This window comes from Campylobacter aviculae, assembly GCF_005406215.1.
GTDB lineage: Bacteria > Campylobacterota > Campylobacteria > Campylobacterales > Campylobacteraceae > Campylobacter_D > Campylobacter_D aviculae.
The window spans coordinates 35,902-54,483 of the sequence record NZ_NXMA01000004.1 but is presented as its reverse complement, the minus strand read 5'-3'; the positions used below and the strand labels follow the sequence as shown (position 1 = coordinate 54,483).

Here is an 18,582-nt window from a genome sequence, read left to right as displayed (position 1 = left end):
TTAAACCTTTATAAACTTCTCCTCTAAAGCAATTTGATCTTCAAAGCTTTCTCTTTGGCGAATCAGTCTTATCGTCCCATTTTCTAAAGCTAATTCGCAAACTTTATTTCTAGTATTGTAATTACTACTCATACTAAAGCCGTATGCTCCAGCATTTTTAATCACCATTATATCACCATTTTGCGTATGAGGTAATAATCTTTCCCTAGCAAAAAAATCACCGCTTTCACAAACCCCGCCTACAACGTCACATGGGCTTTCTTCTCCTTGATTATAAGGCATATAAATTTCATGATAAGCTTCATATAAACTTGGGCGTATCAAATCATTCATAGCACCATCAACGATAACAAAACGTTTTGTTTTATTATGTTTTTCATAAAGAACTGAACAAACAAATTCTCCGTTTTGAGCCACTAAAAATCGCCCAGGTTCCATTCCTATGGTTATATCAAGCCCATTAAGACTAGCTAAAATTCCTTGTGCGTATTCGTAAAGATTAGGCTCTAAATCACCTTTTTCATAAGCTACGCCAAGCCCTCCACCAATATCAAAAAATTTAAGATCAATCTTTAAAGACTTTAATTCTTTAACGAGTTTTGCAACAATACTAGCTGCCTCATATATAGGACTTAAATCTAAAAGTTGTGATCCAATATGAAAATGTATCCCAATAGGCTCTAAAAAAGAAGAATTCTTTGCATAAATATACATTTTCTTAGCGCTCTCAATTTCAACCCCAAATTTATTTTCATTTAATCCTGTAGAAATATAAGGATGAGTTTTTGCATCTACATTAGGATTAACCCTTATGCTAATTCTTGCTTGAGTGTTTAATTCTTTAGCCACTTGCTCCAAAAGCATCATTTCAGCTTCACTTTCAAGATTGATATATAAAATATTATATTTTAAAGCAAGTTTGAGTTCTTCTTTAGTTTTGCCGACTCCACTAAAAATGATTTTATAAGACTTTGCACCCGCTTTTAAAGCACGTTTAACCTCACCTATACTCACACAATCAAATCCGCTATCTAATTTTGTAAACATTTGCAAAAGACTTAAATTTGAATTAGCTTTTACAGCATAAAAAATTTGTGATTTTCTGGCTTTAAAAGCATTTTTTAATTCTAAAAATTTTTCTTTGATCGCATCAAAATTATAGATATAAAAAGGGGTTTGAAATTCATTTTTAAGTTTTTTATAATCCATACTTTACCTTCTTTAAATTTCAATATCAAATCAACGATTTTTATAAAACTTCATTAAGCCAAAAAAGCCCAACAACACAATAGGCAAAACAATACCAATTTCACTGATTATAACGCCATTTTCACTCAACCTAGAAAATAAAAATAATAATCCCCAAGATAGCAATGTAGCGACAAAAGCGACAAAAGCGACAAAGGCAAGGTTAAAAAATCTAGCAATGACTGGAAAATAATAATACATAATAAGCATTAAAAAAGGGGCGAAAAATGGCATAAATATAAGCTTATAGAGATTAATCTTTAGCGTTTCTATGCTAATATTTTGATCCTTAAAAAGTCTTAAACTCTCCCAGGCATCTAAAATAGAATAACTACTATTACTAGCCACACTTTCAATGATTTTTGGTTTAAAACCCTCTAAAGCACTTAATTCTTTAAAATCTTGCACATCAAGTCCTTTGGCTCCAAGTATATATTCTTTAGGAAGAGTGGTTAAATTTCCATCTTTTAAGATCCAATTTCCTTTTTTAAAAAACGCTTTTTTAGCTTCGATAAAAGAATTTAAAGTGGAGTTATTAAGATCAAAAATTTTGATATTTTGAATACTATCTTGTCCGTTATTAATTTTAGAAATATAGATAAAATCATTATTGAATTTTAAAAAAACCTCTCCACCTTGTTTATTTAAAACTCCATTTTTTAAAATATTTTTTTTATAATCATTCGCATAAGCAAAAGAAGTAAAATTTAAACCAATATAAACACAACAAAAAAACAAAGCCCACAAAAAAGGAAAAATAACAACTAAATTTTTACTGATACCCAAGGCATAAAAACTTACAAATTCATTGGTTCTAATCATTGAAATGAGTGATAATACAAATGCAAAAACTATAGAAAGTGGTAAGATATAAGGCACAGCAGAACAAGCTAAAAAGACCGCATAAAGCAATTCAAGGTTGACACTTTGTGGCAAATCTTTAAAATTTAAAAGCAAATCAATACCACAATAAAAACCAATTAAAGATAAAAATATTATAAAAAAATTCTTAAGATAAATTTCTGAAATGAAACGAAAAAAAATCCACATTTTAAGCTCTTAAACTATATAAAGATGAAACACTTGATAAATCTTTTTCAATCAATTCAAATAACGCTTTTTTAGAGTGTTCTAAGATTTTATCTAAAATTATTTTTTCCTCATCTTTAAATTGTCCTAAAACATGAGAGATGACATTTTCTCCCTTGCCTACACCTATACGCACTCTTTCATAATCATTTCCACATAAAGAATCGATACTTTTAAGCCCATTGTGTCCGCCGCTTGAACCGCCTTTTTTAAAACGCAAAGCTCCTAAATTTATATCGATATCATCATGTATAACTATAAGTCTTTCACATTTATAAAAATCCTTAACCGCTTTAACGCTAATGCCTGAATTATTCATATAAGTGCTAGGCTTAAGAAGAAGTAAGGAAGAGTCTATCTTAAATAGCTCTCCTTTAAATTTTGAATTGCTAAGATTTGTAAAATTTTGATCTTTTAAAATCAAATCAATGAGCATAAAGCCTACATTATGGCGAGTATTTTTGTATTCCTCGCCTATATTGCCAAGCCCTACGACTAAGATCATCTAGCTTTTTCTACGCCAACAACCGCTATCCTATCAGCGTCTAAAATAGTAACACCTTCAGGAACTACTACATCGCGAACAAGTAAAGCATCACCTACATCAAGTTTGCTAACATCAAGTTCAAAGAAATTTGGTAAATTTTCAGCTTTACATTTAACTTTTAATCTTCTCTTAGATTGGATTAAAACACCTTTATTTTTAAGACCGATAGCTGTTCCTGTGATTTTAACTGGAATCATATACTTAGAAAGCACACCTTTTTGTGCCACCTTTAAATCCACGTGTTTTAAATCACTTGTAACTGGATCTTTTTGATAATCCACAACCACAACATTTAAAGTTTGAGAACCTACTTTAACATCAAAAGCTAAAGTTGTTTTTTTACGAACTTCTTTAATGAATTCATTGACCTTAAAAGCAGCGTGGATATTTTCCAATCCTTTACCATAGATGTTTGCTATTAGATAACCATCTCTTTTTAAAGCTTTAGCTGCTTTTCTACCGATACTCTCTCTAACGATACCTTCTAACATCTTTTTATCCTTTCAAAAAAATAAGCTTTAATTCTAGCAAATATTGGCTTAGTTAAAAGTAAAAAAGTATATAATTATAATTTAAAACTGTATTTGGGATATTTTTTGAAAAAAGAATTAAATACTGCTTGGCTATGGGTTATTTTTGGAGCCTTGATAGAGTGTTTTTGGGTGAGTGGTTTAAAATACTCCTATGAAATTTGGCATTATTGCTTAACCGCTATAGGTATTTTTATCTCTTTTAATTGTTTTTTAAAAGCATGTAAAAAAATAGAAATCAGTGTAGCTTATAGTGTTTTTGTAGGTATTGGAACCGCTGGCATTGTGATAGCCGAAATTGCCATTTTTCATGAAAAATTTTCTATTTTAAAAATCTTTTTCATACTGCTTTTATTGCTCGGTGTAATAGGTTTAAAATTTAGTTCTAAAGAGAATTAATGGCTTGGATATTTTTAATCATTGCTGGAATTTGTGAAATTATAGGCGTTATCATCATGAAAAAATACGTCGATACACACGCAAAAAAATATCTTTTATCTCTCATATTATGCTTTATGTGTTCTTTTATGAGTTTGAGTTTAAGCATGCAAAGCATTGCTATGAGTATTGCTTATGCTATTTGGACAGGCATTGGTGCTGTAGGCAGCGTTGTAGTGGGTGTGGTTTTATTTAAAGAGAGTAAAAATTTCTTAAAACTCTTTTTTATTTTAGTGATTTTAGTTTCTACTATAGCTTTAAAATTACTTTCTTGAAAGGATTAAATGCAAATTTATATTAGTGGAATTCATACCGATGTTGGAAAAACGTATTTAAGTGCTAGAATTTGCAAAGAGTTGGGTTTTGATTATTTTAAACTCATTCAAGCAGGCACTCCAAAAGATAGTGATACCATAGCTCAATTTAGCCCAAAAACCAAAATTTTTAAAGAGGGTATATTTTTACAAACTCCTATATCGCCTCACAAGGCAAGAACTTTAGAAGGATTAAATTATAAAGCTTTTGATATTGCTTTGCCTCAAAGTGATAAACTCATTATAGAGCTTGCAGGCGGCCTTTTTTCACCTATTGATGATGAAAAAACAATGATTGATTTTATGCAAAAATTTAAACGCCCTACTATCTTAGTCGCAAAAGATTATCTAGGAAGTATCAATCATACGCTTTTAAGCATAGAAGCTTTAAAGCAAAAAGATATACCCGTCCTTGCCTTAGTTTTAAAAAGTGAAGATCCTTTTAGTAAAGATTTTATACAAAAATATACACAAATTCCTATTATAGAATTTGATGATAAAGTTTGCGAAAAACTTTTAAAAATCATTAATAAATTTTAATGCATCATTTGTTTGACAATAAAGGATCGAAAAATGAAACAAATATTATTTAAATTTTTAATTTTGAATTTTTTATTTGTAGTTTGTGCATGTTCACAGGATGGTTCATCTGTAAACGACTTGTTTAAAAAAGGTCAGGAGGCGTTAAAAAGTGGTGATCGAGATAAGGCTATAGAGTATTTAAAACAAGCCTGTAATTTAAATTCGGGATTAAGATCAGGATTTTCTTGTTTTCAAGTTGGAAATATTTATCGTAATATTATGGGTGATACACGCAAATCTTCGGAATATTATGAAAAAGCTTGTGATTTAGAAGTATCACAAAGCTGCGTTGAACTTGCAAATTTATACATAGAAGAACATAATGCTCCTAAATTTTTAGAATATCTTAACAAAGCTTGTGATTCAAAAGACACAAAAACTTGCAATGATCTTGCAAAAATATATGAACAAGGGGTAATAAAATATAAACTAGGAATAGAAGATAAAGAAATATCGATCAAAAAAGATAGCTCTAAGGCCTTACAATACTATAAAAAAGCTTGTGATAAAGCTAAAAGTAATGATAGCGCTAAACAAGATTATTGCGAAAAATATCATCAATTAAAAAGCAATTCTTAAAAATTATTTTAATCCTAACTTTTGCATTACAAAGTTAGGATTTTGCATTTTAACTTCACGTAAAATCTAATTTTAAAAAATCTTTAAAATTTTCATCAAGTAAGCAATTTTCTAAACTTCTTTTATTGCATATCGCTAATATTTCAAAAATCATTGAAAATTTGCTCTAAACTATCCACTACATAAGAAATTTGCTCTTTTGTAATCACATAAGGAGGTATAAAATAAATTGTATTTGCAAGCGGCCTTAAAAGCAAAGATTTTATTCGATAGAATAAATCTGATCTAATTTTTCTATCAAATCATAATAATCAAAAATACCATCAAAATTATACGGATAAAGCCCTATATTTAAAACTATTTGATAGTTTTCAAAACTATAAGTCTGAGTTTCATCTTTTATTATTGTATCCAATTTGGCTATTAAGCAAATATATTGGAAGTCCTTGTTTATATAATTTGTTTGATTATTGGGATGTGCTTGTATAAAATGTTGATTAGGTGTCAGAGCTATTAGATTTTCTATAAAATCACTGATACTTGGGAATTCTGAAGTTGGAAATATATGGTGTATTTGAGTTGCAGGTACCTTTTCGTTAATTGATTTTACTTCTGATAATCCACCATTATATTTATCGTTGTATCTTCGGACTATTTTTTTAGCCTTTTGAATATTATAAAACACTTTCGCTTTTTCTCGAATTTCTTGAAATTCTGGAATTTCATATTCATATCTTGTTATTAGCTTGTCTTTACCGCTTAATTCATCTCGCCAATTTATTCTGTTATACTTCAATTCATCAAAAGTGATTATTGTATCTGATAAACGTCCCTTTCTTGAGCCATATTTTTTAAGTTCAAAAGCAAGTGGGTTTAAAATTTTAGTAAAAATCCTGCCACACTCTATGCTTTGATTTATTGGGGTATATCTTATAGTAAAGTCTATAAATATATCTTTTAGTTTTTTAAAACTGTTTTTATTCTGATTTTGAAAAAAATTTAAAAAACAACCATATAATCCGCTATCCGTTAATACTTTTTTAATATATAAAGTTAAAAACATCAAAGCATTGAAATCTCTTAGTGATATAAACTCTAAAAGCTCCAAGTTGCTAATTGCATAAATATTTGAATTGCCATCCTTGCGCAAAAATTTTAAAATACGACTATATTCAAAAAGTTTTATTGGTTGCGAAAAAAACTTATCGTATTCATTTTTTGCAAATTGAGAATTTACGTCTGGTTTAGAAAAAATATTGACAACGTTTTCTTGTGTATATTTACTTTGCCAAATATCATTAATAGAAAATGCTTTATTTGTTTGATATTGTGTATATTCTAAAATACAATCAGCTATTATAGACAGTACATCACAAGTGCATTTTTGGTCGATCCATCTAGCGTTCCTAGTTATTTTTATATCATAATTGTAATCATTTAAAAAGCAAGTTATTTTACTTAACATCTTTTATTCCAAACCAAAAACAACTTACATCATCTATATTTAACGTTCTTGTTTGATAATTTCTGGCAATTTTATAGAATGTCCTAAATTCATTACTTGATATGTATTTTTGTTGCTCTTTTGTAAGCGTAATATTCTGCTTCGGGACTAAAATAGCAACAGAACCATTAACTACATATCCTTTTTTCTTTTTAGTTAGGCGTGGATTATAAGTCATATTTGGTGTTAAATATACATCATCCCTATCTAAAAATTCGGATATTTTAAATTTATACAAAATATCTTTAGATATATAACTATCATAACCATTTATTTCTATAATATCCCCATTATCATCTATATTGCGAGATTTTATAACCTTTACATCATTTTTTGCTGTGCTTGTATTAGCATTTGTTAGTTGTCTATCTCTAAAGGGTTTAAATATGTTACATTTCAATGTACTAAAGACATTATCAAAAAAACTATCCCTAAAAATAACCCAGTATGGCAATTTTTTATCAAATATATAAGAGCTTTTTTGCTCAAGATTTAAATTTAAAGGTATCGACTTTATGGAAATATTTTTTGTTTTACCTGTGATTATGTTAATTGTTTCGATTAATACTCCACTAAAACCCTTTTCTCCAAAATCTAAAATATGGCTCACACCTTTTTTTTGTAAATTATTTCTTGTATTTTCATATTCTCTTGTACTTAGTAAACTTTTTGGCATTATCATTGATACACAATTCGCCATTCGCAACGACTTTTCTAAAAATAAATTGGCTAAATTTCTAGTTTTAGTTTTTGTAAACGGTGGATTGCCAACTATCAAATCTACCTTTTCTTCTTCAAGATTTAAAAAATCATCACATATAAATTCTAATTTAAAATTTGCTGGTATATCATTTTTTGTATAAATTAATTTTAATATTTCCAAAATTTGTAAATTTACATCTATTAGTTTTAATTTTACTTGCTTGACGTGTGCATATTTTTTAAATATGATTGGTAAAAAATTACCACATCCAACACTCGGTTCCACTATAGTTATACAATTTTTATTGATGTTAGGTAAAGCTTTAGCTATTTCATTTATTATAAATTTATTCGTAAAATAAGCAGAATCTTGTATTCTTGTAGAATTTGCCATTTCGGTTATATTTGATAAAGTAGCTTTCGATAATACATTTTTATTAGTCTTTATAAAATTTTTTAAATTTGTAAAATTCCTTAAATCATTTTTTTTAACTATTTCTAAAATTTCCTGATTATTTAAATTTTTAAGACTCATAAATCTTTTTATATTATTTGCAATTTGCTCAAAAATAATAGTCGGAACAGCTTCGCCTATACTCTGTCTTATATTTATCTCATTTTTTTTTGATAATTTACACTTATCATCAATACTTAACTCGTTTAAATGTTGTAGCTCAAAGGGTAACCATTTGAAATTATCCGGTATATTCATAAGTCTCATAAGCTCCCTTATTGAAAACACTCTATCATCCTTTGGGTGAAGCGTATTTTGTGAAGCCATTTGATCATTTCGCGTATGTATACAAGGTGCTACAGAATTCCATTTTTGTCTTTTATATTTATCACCATTTTTTGAGGCATTTATAATAATTTTTCCATCTATAATTCTATGCGGTTTTTTATAATCTTCTACATTATCAAATGCACTTTGCCCCTCTTTTATATCTTTTATCCATTGACGCATATTGCAAGGATACGTTCTAAAACTGTGATAAAAATCATTTTTGTCATACTCTCCCCATTCTAAAGACTTTAAATCACCTATAATATCTTTTAATTTTTTTTCATTTGAAAATTTTGGAAAAAGTTCAAGCGGTGCAATAAAATTTTTAAATTCTTTGCATACTCCTATTACTAGTGTTCTTGTTCTACTCGAGTTTGCACCATAATTCTTAAAATTTAATACCTCATTGTATATAGAATAGCTATCATTCAAATTACTTTCCACCATATTACCTATACTAACGATGTTATTATTTTTATCTACACAACCTGTTTTATAAAAACTTGACACATTTTCTAATATAAAAAATCTAGGATTAATTGTTTTTATCAATTCAACACTTTCAACAACTAAAGAATTTCTTTCTATTTCATTATTTGTTTTTTTATGATTTGCTACACTCATACCTTGACAAGGTGGCGTAGCCACTAAAACGTCAACTCTATCGTTACCAAGTTTTTTATATAGTTCAATTTGTTTAAAAATCTTATCCTTGGTTATTTGATTCCTAATGTCCCCTAATATATACGATTCATCGTATATACATTTAGCATTGTATTGTTGTATCTTTAATCTACGCTCTATAATCTCATTTGTTGCTATACATCTAAAACTCGCTTCTTTAAATCCATAGCAACCAACTCCAGCAGATGAAAATAAAGAAATATATGTTAAATCTTTATTTGGAAGCATAAAATAAGTCATTCCTTAATGGTTTAATAATGATAGAATGATACCATAATAAGTTTTTTGTTATCTTAAAATTAAAATTTCTTAAAAATTTGCTCTAAACTATCCACTACATAAGAAATTTGCTCTTTTGTAATCACATAAGGAGGCATAAAATAAATTGTATTTGCAAGCGGCCTTAAAAGCAAAGATTTTTTTAAAGCTCTTTTAAAAACCTCAAGCCCAGCTCTTTCGTATTTTGCATTTAAAATATCAAAAGCACTGATCATCCCGCAAGTTCTAAAATTACCAAGGAAATCAAATTTTTTAAGTCTTGAAAACTCTTGCTGTATAAAGGTGCTTAAAATTTTATTTTTTTCTAAAATATTTTCATTTTCAAATATATCTAAAACTGCATTTGCCGCAGCACACGCTAAAGTATTTCCTGTATAACTATGAGAATGCAAAAAAGCTTTATAGTCTTTGTAAGGTGCGTAAAAAGCTTGATAAATTTCATCCTTAGTAAGCACCACAGAAAGAGGCATAAACCCACCCGTAATCCCTTTTGAAAGACAGATAAAATCAGGGCTTTGTTTGCATTGATGTAAAGCAAAAAGTGTCCCCGTGCGTCCAAAACCTACAGCAATTTCATCAAAAATAACTTGCACATTAAACTCATGACAAAGCTTTATAGCTTCATCAATAAATCCTGACTCATACATATGCATATTTCCAGCACACTGCACTAAAGGTTCTAAGATAAAAGCACAAATTTCACTAGAATGCTTTTCTAAAATCCCTTTTAAAACAAAAAGTTCTTCTTGATAGTCTTTATTTTTTGGGACAGGGGTATTAAGACATTCTAAAAGCAAAGGATTGTAAGTATCTTTATAAAGTGCGACATCTCCCACGCTTAAAGCCCCTAAAGTTTCGCCATGATAAGAATTGCTTAGAGATAAAAATTTATTTTTTTTCAAACCCTGATTTAAATGATAATGAAAACTCATTTTAAGTGCTATTTCTACAGCACTTGATCCATTATCTGCGTAAAAACATTTATTAAAATCTCTCCCAACTTTTTCGCAAAGTCTAGCCGAAAGCTTGATAATAGGCTCATGCGTAAAACCAGCCAAAATCACATGTTCAAGCTCATCAACTTGCTTTTTAATGGCATTTGCGATTTTTTCATTACAATGCCCAAAAAGATTCACCCACCAAGAACTGATACAATCTAAATATCTTTTATCGTCAAAATCATAAAGCCAAACCCCCTTAGCTTTTTTTATAGGGATTAAAGGCACATTCTCATGATCTTTCATTTGAGTGCAAGGATGCCAAATGTGTTCTAAATCAAGCTGTTTTAAAAATTCATTATCCATCATCTAACTTCTTTTTTAAAAATAATGTGGCAAAATAATACTTTAAAATTCTAAATTTTTAGGAACAAAATGCCCGTTGAAAAAATCTTACAAGATTTAAAAAATGATCACAATCTTAGATCTCTACCTCATCTAAAACATGAAGGAAAATTTGTCTATAAAGAAGGCAAAAAGCTTTTAAATTTAGCCTCAAATGATTATCTAGCGCTCTCTTATGATAAAGAATTAAAGCAAGAATTTCTAAGCACTTTAAAAGATGAAAATCTATTTTTTTCAAGCTCAAGCTCAAGAAGTTTGAGTGGGAATTTTGAAATTTATGAAGAATTAGAAGATTATTTAAAAGCTGATTTTAAAAATAAAGAAATACTTCATTTTAACAGCGGATATCATTTGAATTTATCCTGTATAGCCGCACTTTCAAGCTTAAATAAAACTCTTTTTTTGGCTGATAAATTTATCCATGCGAGTATGATTGATGGATTAAGACTCAATGGAGCTAATTTTTTTCGCTATAAACACAATGATTTAGATCATTTAGTATCTTTGATCCAAAAACACTATGAAAAATATGAAAATATCATCATACTTAGCGAAGCCTTATTTAGCATGGATGGAGATTTTAGCGATCTAAAAGCCCTTGTTGAACTTAAAAAAACTTATCCAAAAATAAAACTCTATATTGATGAAGCCCATAGTGTTGGATGTTTTGATAAAAAGGGCTTAGGATTTGCAAAATCCCTTGGCTTAGAAAATGAAATTGATTTTTTGGTTTTTACCTTTGGAAAAGCTATTGCTTCAATGGGTGCTTGTATGATTTGTGCTAAAAAATATAAAGATTTTTTCATCAATAAAGCACGTGCTTTTATCTATTCTACGGCTTTACCTCCTATCAACGTTGCCTTCACGCTTTTTATTTTTAAAAATATGACAAAATTTCAAAATAAAAGAGAAAATTTATATCATCTAAGCCAAAATTTTAAAAACAAACTCAAAGAAAAAAAATATCAAATTTTAGGGGATTGTTATATCATTTCTTTGATCTTAGGGGATAATAAAAAAGCCTTAGAAATAGCCCAAATACTTGAAAAAGGTGGCTTATTTGCTCCGGCAATTAAAGAACCTACTGTGCCTAAAAATACAGCTAGAATTCGCTTTTCTTTGCACGCAGGACTTAATCAAAACGATCTTGATCCAATTTTGGAGTTATTATGAAAAATACTTTTTTATGCAAAAATCCCAATTGCGATGAATTAATTGTTGTTTTTGGAGGATTTGCAAGCCATCCAAGTCATTTTTTGCATTTAAAAAGTGAAAAAAATGTTGTATTATTTTATGATTTTGAAAATTTAGATTTTAAATTTGATTTTAAAGCTTTTTCAAAAATCAAATTAATAGCCTTTTCCATGGGAGTTTGCCTTGCTAATTATCTTTTAAAAGAATACAACTTTAATCAAAAAATTGCCCTCAATGGCACAAATTTAGGCATAGATAAAGAAAAAGGTATCCATCCTACACTTTTCAGTAAAACCATAAAAAAATTTAATTTAGAAAATTTTAAAAATTCTTTATTTAAAAATCATAAAGATAAAAGTAAAAATTTTATTTTCAAAGATGAAAATGCCTTAAAAAATGAACTTAATGTGCTTTTTGAATTTGCTTTAAAAGATCAAAAAGAAAATTTAATTTGGGATAAAATTTACTCAAGCAATCAAGATGAGATCTTTCCACAAAATGCTTTAAAAAAAAGCTTTGAAAATTTAATTTTTCTAAATGAGCCTCATTTTGCATTTTTTCATTTTCATTCTTGGGATGAACTTTGAATTTTTTAAAAGCCAAATCAAGCTATCAAAAAGCTGCAAAAGTGCAAGATTGGATGGGAGATAAGCTTTGTGAAAAAATCCCTACAAATGAATTTTTTGATCAAGTCTTTGAATTTGGTTGCGCACAAGGTGAATTCACACAAAAATTAAAAAAGAAAATCATCTTTGAAAAATACATTTTAAACGACATTTTAGATTACAAAATTCAAGATAAAGTTGAAATTTTTGATATGAATGATATTGCCCATCACCCTTTAAGCACTCAAAAATTTGATCTTATTGCTTCTAATGCAACCTTACAATGGCTTGATCTAAAAAAAATACTGCCAACCCTTAAAAACATGCTTAACAAAAAAAGTATTTTACTTTTATCTACTTTTGGTGAAAAAAATTTAGAACAAATCGCACAAAGTACAGGATTTTCTTTAAACTATCTTTCTCTTTTTGACATCAAAAAAATCCTACAAGAGTATTTTTTTGAAATTTTTATAGAAGAAGATTTTATCACTTTAGAATTTGAAAACCCTTTGGAGGTTTTTAGACACTTAAAATTAAGCGGGGTAAATTCTTTAGGTTATCACGCTTTATCAAAAACTTTTTTAAAAGACTATGAAAAAAGATTTCAAAACAAACTCACCTATCATCCTATTTTTATTTATGTAAAAAAAATATAAAATTATTTTGTTATAATCTGGGCAAATTTCCCTAGGAACTATCACAAATGAAAAAAATATTATTTTTTTGTATGTTTTTATTTTTATGTCTTAAAGCAGAAAATCTTAGTATTTTTGTCGCTTCTTCAGCTTCAAAAGCTATGAGTGCGATTAAAGATGAATTTTTAAAAACCCATCCAAATGATAATATAGAAATGATTTTTGGCGCCTCTGGAAAATATTACCAACTTTTAAAGCAAGGGCGAAAATTTGATTTATTTTTTTCAGCCGATGAAAAATACGCTGAGGCAATTTTTAAAGATCAAAACGCCTTAGAAAAACCAAAAATTTATGCTTTGGGTGTTTTAGCCTTATATAGCTTAGACCCAAATTTAATCCGTTTTGAAAATCTCAAAGAAAATTTAACAAAAATCAATCATCTAAGCATAGCAAATCCAAAAATAGCTCCCTATGGAGTTGCCGCTAAAGAAATTTTAGAAAAACTTGATCTAAACGAAAGTTTAAAAAATAAAATTATCCTAGGCGATAATATCGCACAACCGGTTTTATATGTTGATTCCAAAGCATCCAAACTTAGCATCGTGGCTTATTCTTTAGTTTCTCCTATTAACCACCCCAAAGGATACGCAAGTATTATCGATCCAAAATATTTTACCCCTTTAAAGCAAAGCTTTGTGATCACAAAATACGCCAAAAATAAAAAATTAGCCTTTGAATTTAGCGATTTTATAGGTTCAGCCAAAGCAAAAGAGATTTTTAAAAAATATGGATTTAATACCCCATGAATATTTTAAAAGGCAAGGTTTGCGAAGTTAATTATCAAGATGATTTGATACTCGTAAAAATAAATTGCGAAAATGAAATTTTTAAGGTTCTAATGCTTGCTCCATTTAAAGAACTCAAATTAGATCAAGAACTTCAAATGCTTTTTAAAGAACATGAACTTTGTTTTGCCTCGCTAAATTCTAATTTAAGCATAGAAAATTCCTTTAAAGCAAAAATTTCAAAAATCAAAGAAGGAAAACTCTTATATCATGTATTTTTCAAATTCCACGATCAAGAACTTTCTAGCTTGATCACCAAGGAAAAAGCTTTGGAACTAAAACTTTGTCAAAATCAAGAATGGCTTTGCTTTATCAAAGCAAATGATATTATTTTAAGGACAAACAATGCTTGATCCTGTCTTTTTACAAACTCTCTTTCTAACCCTTAAACTAGCTTTTATCACCACTTTTATACTTTTTTTTATAGGTGTTTTTTTAGCCTATATTTTAAGTTTTACTCATTTTCCTTTTAAAGCTTTATTACAAACTTGTATTAATTTACCTTTAGTTTTGCCTCCTAGTGTTTTAGGTTTTTATATTTTGATCAGTTTTTCAGCCAATACTTTTTTAGGGAATTTTTTGCAAAAATATTTTCACCTTTCTTTAGTTTTTACCTTTGAAGGACTTGTCTTTGCTTCTATCATTTTTTCTCTACCCTTTATGATCAATCCTTTGCAAAGCGCTTTTTCATCGATCAATCAAAATCTCTTAGATGCTTCTTATACTTTAGGCAAAAGCAAAATAACCACCCTTTTTAAAGTCATCTTGCCTAATTGCAAAGCGGGTATTTTTTCAGCCTGTGCGATGAGTTTTGCCCATACTATGGGCGAATTTGGAGTTGTTATGATGATAGGCGGACACAAACAAGGCGAAACTTTAGTCGCTAGTATCGCCATTTATGATGAACTTGAAGGCTTAAATTACACCCTAGCACACCAATACGCCTTTACGCTTTTCATCCTTTCTTTTGCCATACTTTTAAGCCTATATTTTGTCAATAAAAAGTTAAATTTTTAGGAAATTAAATGCTAAAACTAGATCTAAAATATCAAGTCAATGCTAAAAATTTTGAATTTAAAACTCAAATCGATCAAGGAGAAATCACAGCTATTTTTGGAGAAAGCGGAGCTGGAAAGACAACCTTGCTTAAAATCATAGCAGGGTTAATCAAACCAAATTGCGGGTACTTAGAAGTAGATAATGAAATTTGGTTTGATCATAAAAAAAATATCAATCTAAACATACAAAAAAGAAAAATAGGTTTTATGTTTCAAGATTATGCTTTATTTCCTAATATGAATGTCAAAGAAAATTTAAGCTACGCAAATAAAAATGAAACAAAAATCAATGAATTTTTAGAGCTTATGAATTTAAAAGAATTAGCCAAAGCATATCCTAAAGAACTTTCAGGCGGACAAGCCCAAAGAGTCGCCCTAGCAAGATCCTTAATAAGAGAGCCTAAAATTTTGCTTTTAGATGAACCTTTAAGCGCTTTAGATTTTAAAATGCGTATGAATTTACAAGATGAACTTACAAAAATTTTACATCATTTTAAAATCACAACCTTACTTGTAAGCCATGATATAGCTGAAATTTACAAACTAAGCCATAAAATCATAGAAATTCAAAATGGCAAGATCATTAAAAATTTACCCAAAAATGAATTTTTTACACAAGCAAATTTAAGTGCAAAATTACGTTTTAGTGCGACTTTGCTTGAGATTAAAAAAAGCGATATTTTGATCATTTTTACCCTACTTTTAAATCAAAATATTGTTAAAATCACACTCAGCGAGGAAGAATTTTTAAAGGATTATCAAGATGTAAAAATCGGCGATACACTTTTACTTTCCATAAAAGCTTTTAATCCTATCATTGTAGGGAAAATTAAATGATTTTTACATTAATGTATAGAGTTATTTGATCAATACTAATATTAAAAAGCGAATAAGCTAAGCAAGCATTCTTTTGATATCTTTTAATCTCTTAACGCAGATTTCAAGATCTTTATTTTTAGTCGCATTGTCTTTTTTAGCATAGGCGTGCAAAATAAATAATTTCGTTTCAAAAGCATAAAAAATTCTGATCGAATGTCTTGGAGTTTTCAATCTTATCTTAAAAATATCATCGCATCTTGTTTTACTGTGTTGTTCATCGAGTTTGTTGCCATTTATAGCTAATTCTTGTATCATTTTATAAGCTTTTTCTTTATAACTAGACTCAAGGTTATTTATAAATTTCGTGATTTTATTATTATAATAAACGATTTCATACATAAAAAACCTTTAATTTATCGATATTTACTTTATCTTATTTTTTCAAATCTTTAAGTAAATAATTTAAATATTGATTTAAAATTTCTTCTCTTTTATATAAATCTTTAAAATTTGAAATTTTAACATTGAGTGCAAAAGATTGATAAGAATGAAATTTTTTCAAATAAACAAATCCTACAATCCAAGCAATACTATCATTAAAGCCCGTTTTACCATAAAGGATAAAATCATCATTTTGTCTTAACTCGATCATTTTAATGACTTCTTCTTGAATTTTTTTAGAATAAGGAAGTTTTAAATTGGCAAGTTTAAAAAGTAAAGCGGCTTGTTCTTTGGCTGAAATTTGTAAAGTATTATCAAGCCAAAAAGCATCAATTTTAGAAATTTTTTTATTGCCATAATCAAGTTTATTTAAATTTTCTTGCATTCTTACTTTGCCTATTTTTCTTGCAAGTTCTTTAAAAGCAGGCACTTGAGATCTTTTTATGGCTGAAGTTAAATTCGCATCCTGTGCCCAAGAGGGTAAAAAAACTTTTTCACCTTTATAATGATAAAAAACTTCACTTGTATCTTTAATTACATGAGAATTTAAAGCGATTAAAGCATTGAAAATTTTAAAGGTAGAAGCTGGAGAAAAACGCTCTTTTGCTTTTAAAAAATCATTGCTTAAAAAATCTTTACCATCATAAACAATCATCACTCCGTTAAGATTTTGATCTTTAAAAAAATCCGGCAAATTCTTAGCAAAAATAAAATTTTGAAAAAGTAAAAATAAAACAAATATTCTTATCATATTTTTTTACCAAGAACTTTTTTTAAGGCCAAAGAAGCCAAAGCCAATCCAAAAGAAGCCGTAACCCCCATGAAAGATCCAAGATCCTTACAATGTGGCATTTCATCTGAAAAGACTACATCAAAATCTTTATTAAAACCTGATTTTCTAAGCTCATAACGAAATTTTTTTGCTAAAGCGTCACCATGAGTCTTAAAAATACTTGCAACCTTTATGCGTGTAGGATCGAGTTTTCTAGCACCTCCTGTAGAAGAAACAAAAATTTGTTCTTTAAAATCAATTCTATTGGCCAAAGCTACCTTAGCAGGAATATCATCGATCGCATCAATAATCAGATCAAAACAACCTAAATCAAATGAGTTGAGAAAATCATCATCAATCTTAGCCTGTATTCCCTTTGCTTTATAAATTTTTTCAAAAACCTTCACCTTTTCTTCACCTATATGTTCGCTATGAATTTGGCGATTTTGATTGGTGATTTCAAAACAATCTCCATCAATTAAAGTAAGATTTGTAAAACCGCTTCTAAAAAGTGCATCCACACAAATTCCTCCAACTCCCCCAAGCCCACAAACTAAGACTTTAGTTTGTGAAATTTTCTCTAAATTTTCCTCACCAACCAGCCATTTTACGCGTGTAAATCTATCATTCATTATTTTTCCTTAATCCATTTTTTTATTTGTTTTAATTTTTTATAAGCTGTTAAATCAAGCATTATAGGTGTAATAGTTGCATAGCCTTTTTCTAAAAGCGCAATATCGGATTTTTTTTCATCTTCAAATTCTAAACTAGAACTTGCAAGCCAAAAATATTTCTTCCCTCTTGGATTGACATTAGAATGGGCTTTATAATTGTAAATTCTTTTTCCAACTTTGGCGATTTTTATCCCTTTAAAATTCGTTTTTGAAGAGGGAAAATTTACATTTAAAAATTCTTTTTTATCTAAAGGAAATCCTTGATTCAAAATCTTTTTTACAAGCTTTTTGGTTATTTTTAATGCATTTTTGTAGTTTATCTTTTCATCCTTTTTATAAAACTGCGAAAGTGCAAGAGCTGGAACTCCTTGCAAAACAGCCTCCATAGCTCCTGCACAAGTTCCGGAATAAGTAATATCTTCTCCTACATTTGCCCCCTTATTGATCCCACTGATCACAAGATCGGGTAGTTTTTTCTTATAAAAAGCATGTAAAGCCAGATAAATACAATCTGCAGGAGTTCCATCATCTAGCTTATAAAATCTTTTTTTAACCTTAACAAACTGAAGAGGTCTTACCAAAGTAATAGAATGAGAACAAGCCGATTTTTCACTCGAAGGTGCGACTATGGTTATCTTTGCTTTAAATTCTTTTTGAAGCATTTTTATTAGTTTTCTTAATCCTTTACTTTCATAGCCATCATCATTGGTAATAAGAATTTCTTTCATTTCTTTCCTTAAGCATTTTTACAAATCTTTTTGCATATAATATTTATGCATTATTAGAAATTTTTATAAATGAGTCAAAATTATACAAATTTATTTTTAGATTTTTTTAAAGCTCAAAATTACTTTATGAAATAATAACATTGAAATAATCTTTATATTATGTTATGATATCAAAAAAACAGAGGACA

General features: G+C 28.5%; 22 protein-coding genes and 1 pseudogene. 11 read left to right on the top strand and 12 right to left on the bottom strand.

Features of this window, described 5'->3' with window-relative positions; translation table 11 throughout:
* Genes lysA through CQA76_RS02795 form a run of 4 tightly spaced genes read right to left on the bottom strand, consistent with a single transcriptional unit; the run spans position 1 to position 3,375 of the window.
* Positions 1-1,209, bottom strand: a complete 1,209-nt coding sequence (gene lysA, locus CQA76_RS02810) for a diaminopimelate decarboxylase (RefSeq protein WP_137621934.1) — start codon at positions 1,207-1,209, stop codon at positions 1-3.
* A gap of 30 nt (positions 1,210-1,239) precedes the next feature.
* Positions 1,240-2,298, bottom strand: a complete 1,059-nt coding sequence (locus CQA76_RS02805) for an LptF/LptG family permease (RefSeq protein WP_137621933.1) — start codon at positions 2,296-2,298, stop codon at positions 1,240-1,242.
* 1 nt (position 2,299) lies between these two features.
* Entirely contained in the window at positions 2,300-2,842 is a 543-nt protein-coding gene (gene pth / locus CQA76_RS02800; protein WP_137621932.1) for an aminoacyl-tRNA hydrolase, read from the bottom strand.
* Entirely contained in the window at positions 2,839-3,375 is a 537-nt protein-coding gene (locus CQA76_RS02795) for a 50S ribosomal protein L25/general stress protein Ctc (protein ID WP_137621931.1), read from the bottom strand. Before CQA76_RS02795 ends, pth begins: the two co-directional genes overlap by 4 nt.
* Positions 3,376-3,480: 105 nt before the next feature.
* Between CQA76_RS02795 and CQA76_RS02790 the strand changes: the two genes are divergently transcribed.
* Genes CQA76_RS02790 through CQA76_RS02775 form a run of 4 tightly spaced genes read left to right on the top strand, consistent with a single transcriptional unit; the run spans position 3,481 to position 5,327 of the window.
* Positions 3,481-3,813: a DMT family transporter gene (locus CQA76_RS02790; protein ID WP_137621930.1), complete on the top strand. Its 333-nt coding sequence runs from the start codon at positions 3,481-3,483 to the stop codon at positions 3,811-3,813.
* A complete protein-coding gene (locus tag CQA76_RS02785; protein ID WP_137621929.1) occupies positions 3,813-4,127 on the top strand; it encodes a DMT family transporter in 315 nt (104 codons plus the stop codon). The genes CQA76_RS02790 and CQA76_RS02785 overlap by 1 nt, the downstream gene beginning before the upstream one ends.
* A gap of 9 nt (positions 4,128-4,136) precedes the next feature.
* Entirely contained in the window at positions 4,137-4,706 is a 570-nt protein-coding gene (gene bioD, locus CQA76_RS02780; protein WP_137621928.1) for a dethiobiotin synthase, read from the top strand.
* Between the two features lie 33 nt (positions 4,707-4,739).
* Entirely contained in the window at positions 4,740-5,327 is a 588-nt protein-coding gene (locus CQA76_RS02775; RefSeq protein ID WP_137621927.1) for a tetratricopeptide repeat protein, read from the top strand.
* Positions 5,328-5,470: 143 nt separating this feature from the next.
* On the opposite strand, the pseudogene CQA76_RS09385 reads toward CQA76_RS02775, so the two are convergent.
* The 4 genes and pseudogenes from CQA76_RS09385 to CQA76_RS02760 all read right to left on the bottom strand — a co-directional run.
* Positions 5,471-5,590 (bottom strand): annotated as a pseudogene (locus CQA76_RS09385) (hypothetical protein); the annotation flags it as partial.
* Positions 5,590-6,792, bottom strand: coding sequence for a restriction endonuclease (locus tag CQA76_RS02770; protein ID WP_137621926.1), 1,203 nt, complete (start codon positions 6,790-6,792; stop codon positions 5,590-5,592). The gene CQA76_RS02770 and the pseudogene CQA76_RS09385, both read right to left, overlap by 1 nt.
* A complete protein-coding gene (locus tag CQA76_RS02765) occupies positions 6,782-9,229 on the bottom strand; it encodes a DNA cytosine methyltransferase (protein ID WP_137621925.1) in 2,448 nt (815 codons plus the stop codon). Before CQA76_RS02765 ends, CQA76_RS02770 begins: the two co-directional genes overlap by 11 nt.
* A gap of 71 nt (positions 9,230-9,300) precedes the next feature.
* Positions 9,301-10,584, bottom strand: coding sequence for an adenosylmethionine--8-amino-7-oxononanoate transaminase (locus CQA76_RS02760; protein WP_137622048.1), 1,284 nt, complete (start codon positions 10,582-10,584; stop codon positions 9,301-9,303).
* Positions 10,585-10,653: 69 nt separating this feature from the next.
* On the opposite strand from CQA76_RS02760, the gene CQA76_RS02755 reads away from it, so the two are divergent.
* The 7 genes from CQA76_RS02755 to CQA76_RS02725 are packed head-to-tail and all read left to right on the top strand — an operon-like array spanning position 10,654 to position 15,797.
* Positions 10,654-11,796, top strand: coding sequence for an aminotransferase class I/II-fold pyridoxal phosphate-dependent enzyme (locus tag CQA76_RS02755; protein WP_137621924.1), 1,143 nt, complete (start codon positions 10,654-10,656; stop codon positions 11,794-11,796).
* Positions 11,793-12,404 carry a pimeloyl-ACP methyl esterase BioG family protein gene (locus tag CQA76_RS02750; protein ID WP_137621923.1) on the top strand — a complete coding sequence of 204 codons (612 nt, stop codon included), beginning with the start codon at positions 11,793-11,795 and terminating at the stop codon, positions 12,402-12,404. Before CQA76_RS02755 ends, CQA76_RS02750 begins: the two co-directional genes overlap by 4 nt.
* Positions 12,401-13,078, top strand: a complete 678-nt coding sequence (locus CQA76_RS02745; RefSeq protein WP_137621922.1) for a methyltransferase domain-containing protein — start codon at positions 12,401-12,403, stop codon at positions 13,076-13,078. Before CQA76_RS02750 ends, CQA76_RS02745 begins: the two co-directional genes overlap by 4 nt.
* A 47-nt stretch (positions 13,079-13,125) precedes the next feature.
* Complete coding sequence (gene modA, locus CQA76_RS02740; protein ID WP_137621921.1) at positions 13,126-13,863, top strand: molybdate ABC transporter substrate-binding protein; 738 nt, start codon at positions 13,126-13,128, stop codon at positions 13,861-13,863.
* Entirely contained in the window at positions 13,860-14,255 is a 396-nt protein-coding gene (locus CQA76_RS02735; protein ID WP_137621920.1) for a TOBE domain-containing protein, read from the top strand. Before modA ends, CQA76_RS02735 begins: the two co-directional genes overlap by 4 nt.
* Complete coding sequence (modB, locus tag CQA76_RS02730) at positions 14,248-14,919, top strand: molybdate ABC transporter permease subunit (RefSeq protein WP_137621919.1); 672 nt, start codon at positions 14,248-14,250, stop codon at positions 14,917-14,919. Before CQA76_RS02735 ends, modB begins: the two co-directional genes overlap by 8 nt.
* Before the next feature lie 8 nt (positions 14,920-14,927).
* A complete protein-coding gene (locus CQA76_RS02725) occupies positions 14,928-15,797 on the top strand; it encodes a sulfate/molybdate ABC transporter ATP-binding protein (RefSeq protein ID WP_137621918.1) in 870 nt (289 codons plus the stop codon).
* Between the two features lie 57 nt (positions 15,798-15,854).
* Here CQA76_RS02725 and CQA76_RS02720 read toward each other — a convergent pair whose 3' ends face one another.
* Genes CQA76_RS02720 through surE form a run of 4 tightly spaced genes read right to left on the bottom strand, consistent with a single transcriptional unit; the run spans position 15,855 to position 18,394 of the window.
* Positions 15,855-16,178 carry a type II toxin-antitoxin system RelE/ParE family toxin gene (locus CQA76_RS02720; protein WP_137621917.1) on the bottom strand — a complete coding sequence of 108 codons (324 nt, stop codon included), beginning with the start codon at positions 16,176-16,178 and terminating at the stop codon, positions 15,855-15,857.
* Positions 16,179-16,212: 34 nt separating this feature from the next.
* Positions 16,213-16,971 (bottom strand): class D beta-lactamase, encoded by a 759-nt coding sequence (gene blaOXA, locus CQA76_RS02715; RefSeq protein ID WP_232364884.1) that lies wholly within the window; start codon positions 16,969-16,971, stop codon positions 16,213-16,215.
* The gene (locus CQA76_RS02710; RefSeq protein WP_137621916.1) at positions 16,968-17,627 is read right to left on the bottom strand and encodes a ThiF family adenylyltransferase; all 660 of its coding nucleotides are present in this window, start codon (positions 17,625-17,627) and stop codon (positions 16,968-16,970) included. Before CQA76_RS02710 ends, blaOXA begins: the two co-directional genes overlap by 4 nt.
* Complete coding sequence (gene surE, locus CQA76_RS02705; RefSeq protein WP_137621915.1) at positions 17,624-18,394, bottom strand: 5'/3'-nucleotidase SurE; 771 nt, start codon at positions 18,392-18,394, stop codon at positions 17,624-17,626. Before surE ends, CQA76_RS02710 begins: the two co-directional genes overlap by 4 nt.
* Between the last annotated feature and the right edge of the window lie 188 nt (positions 18,395-18,582).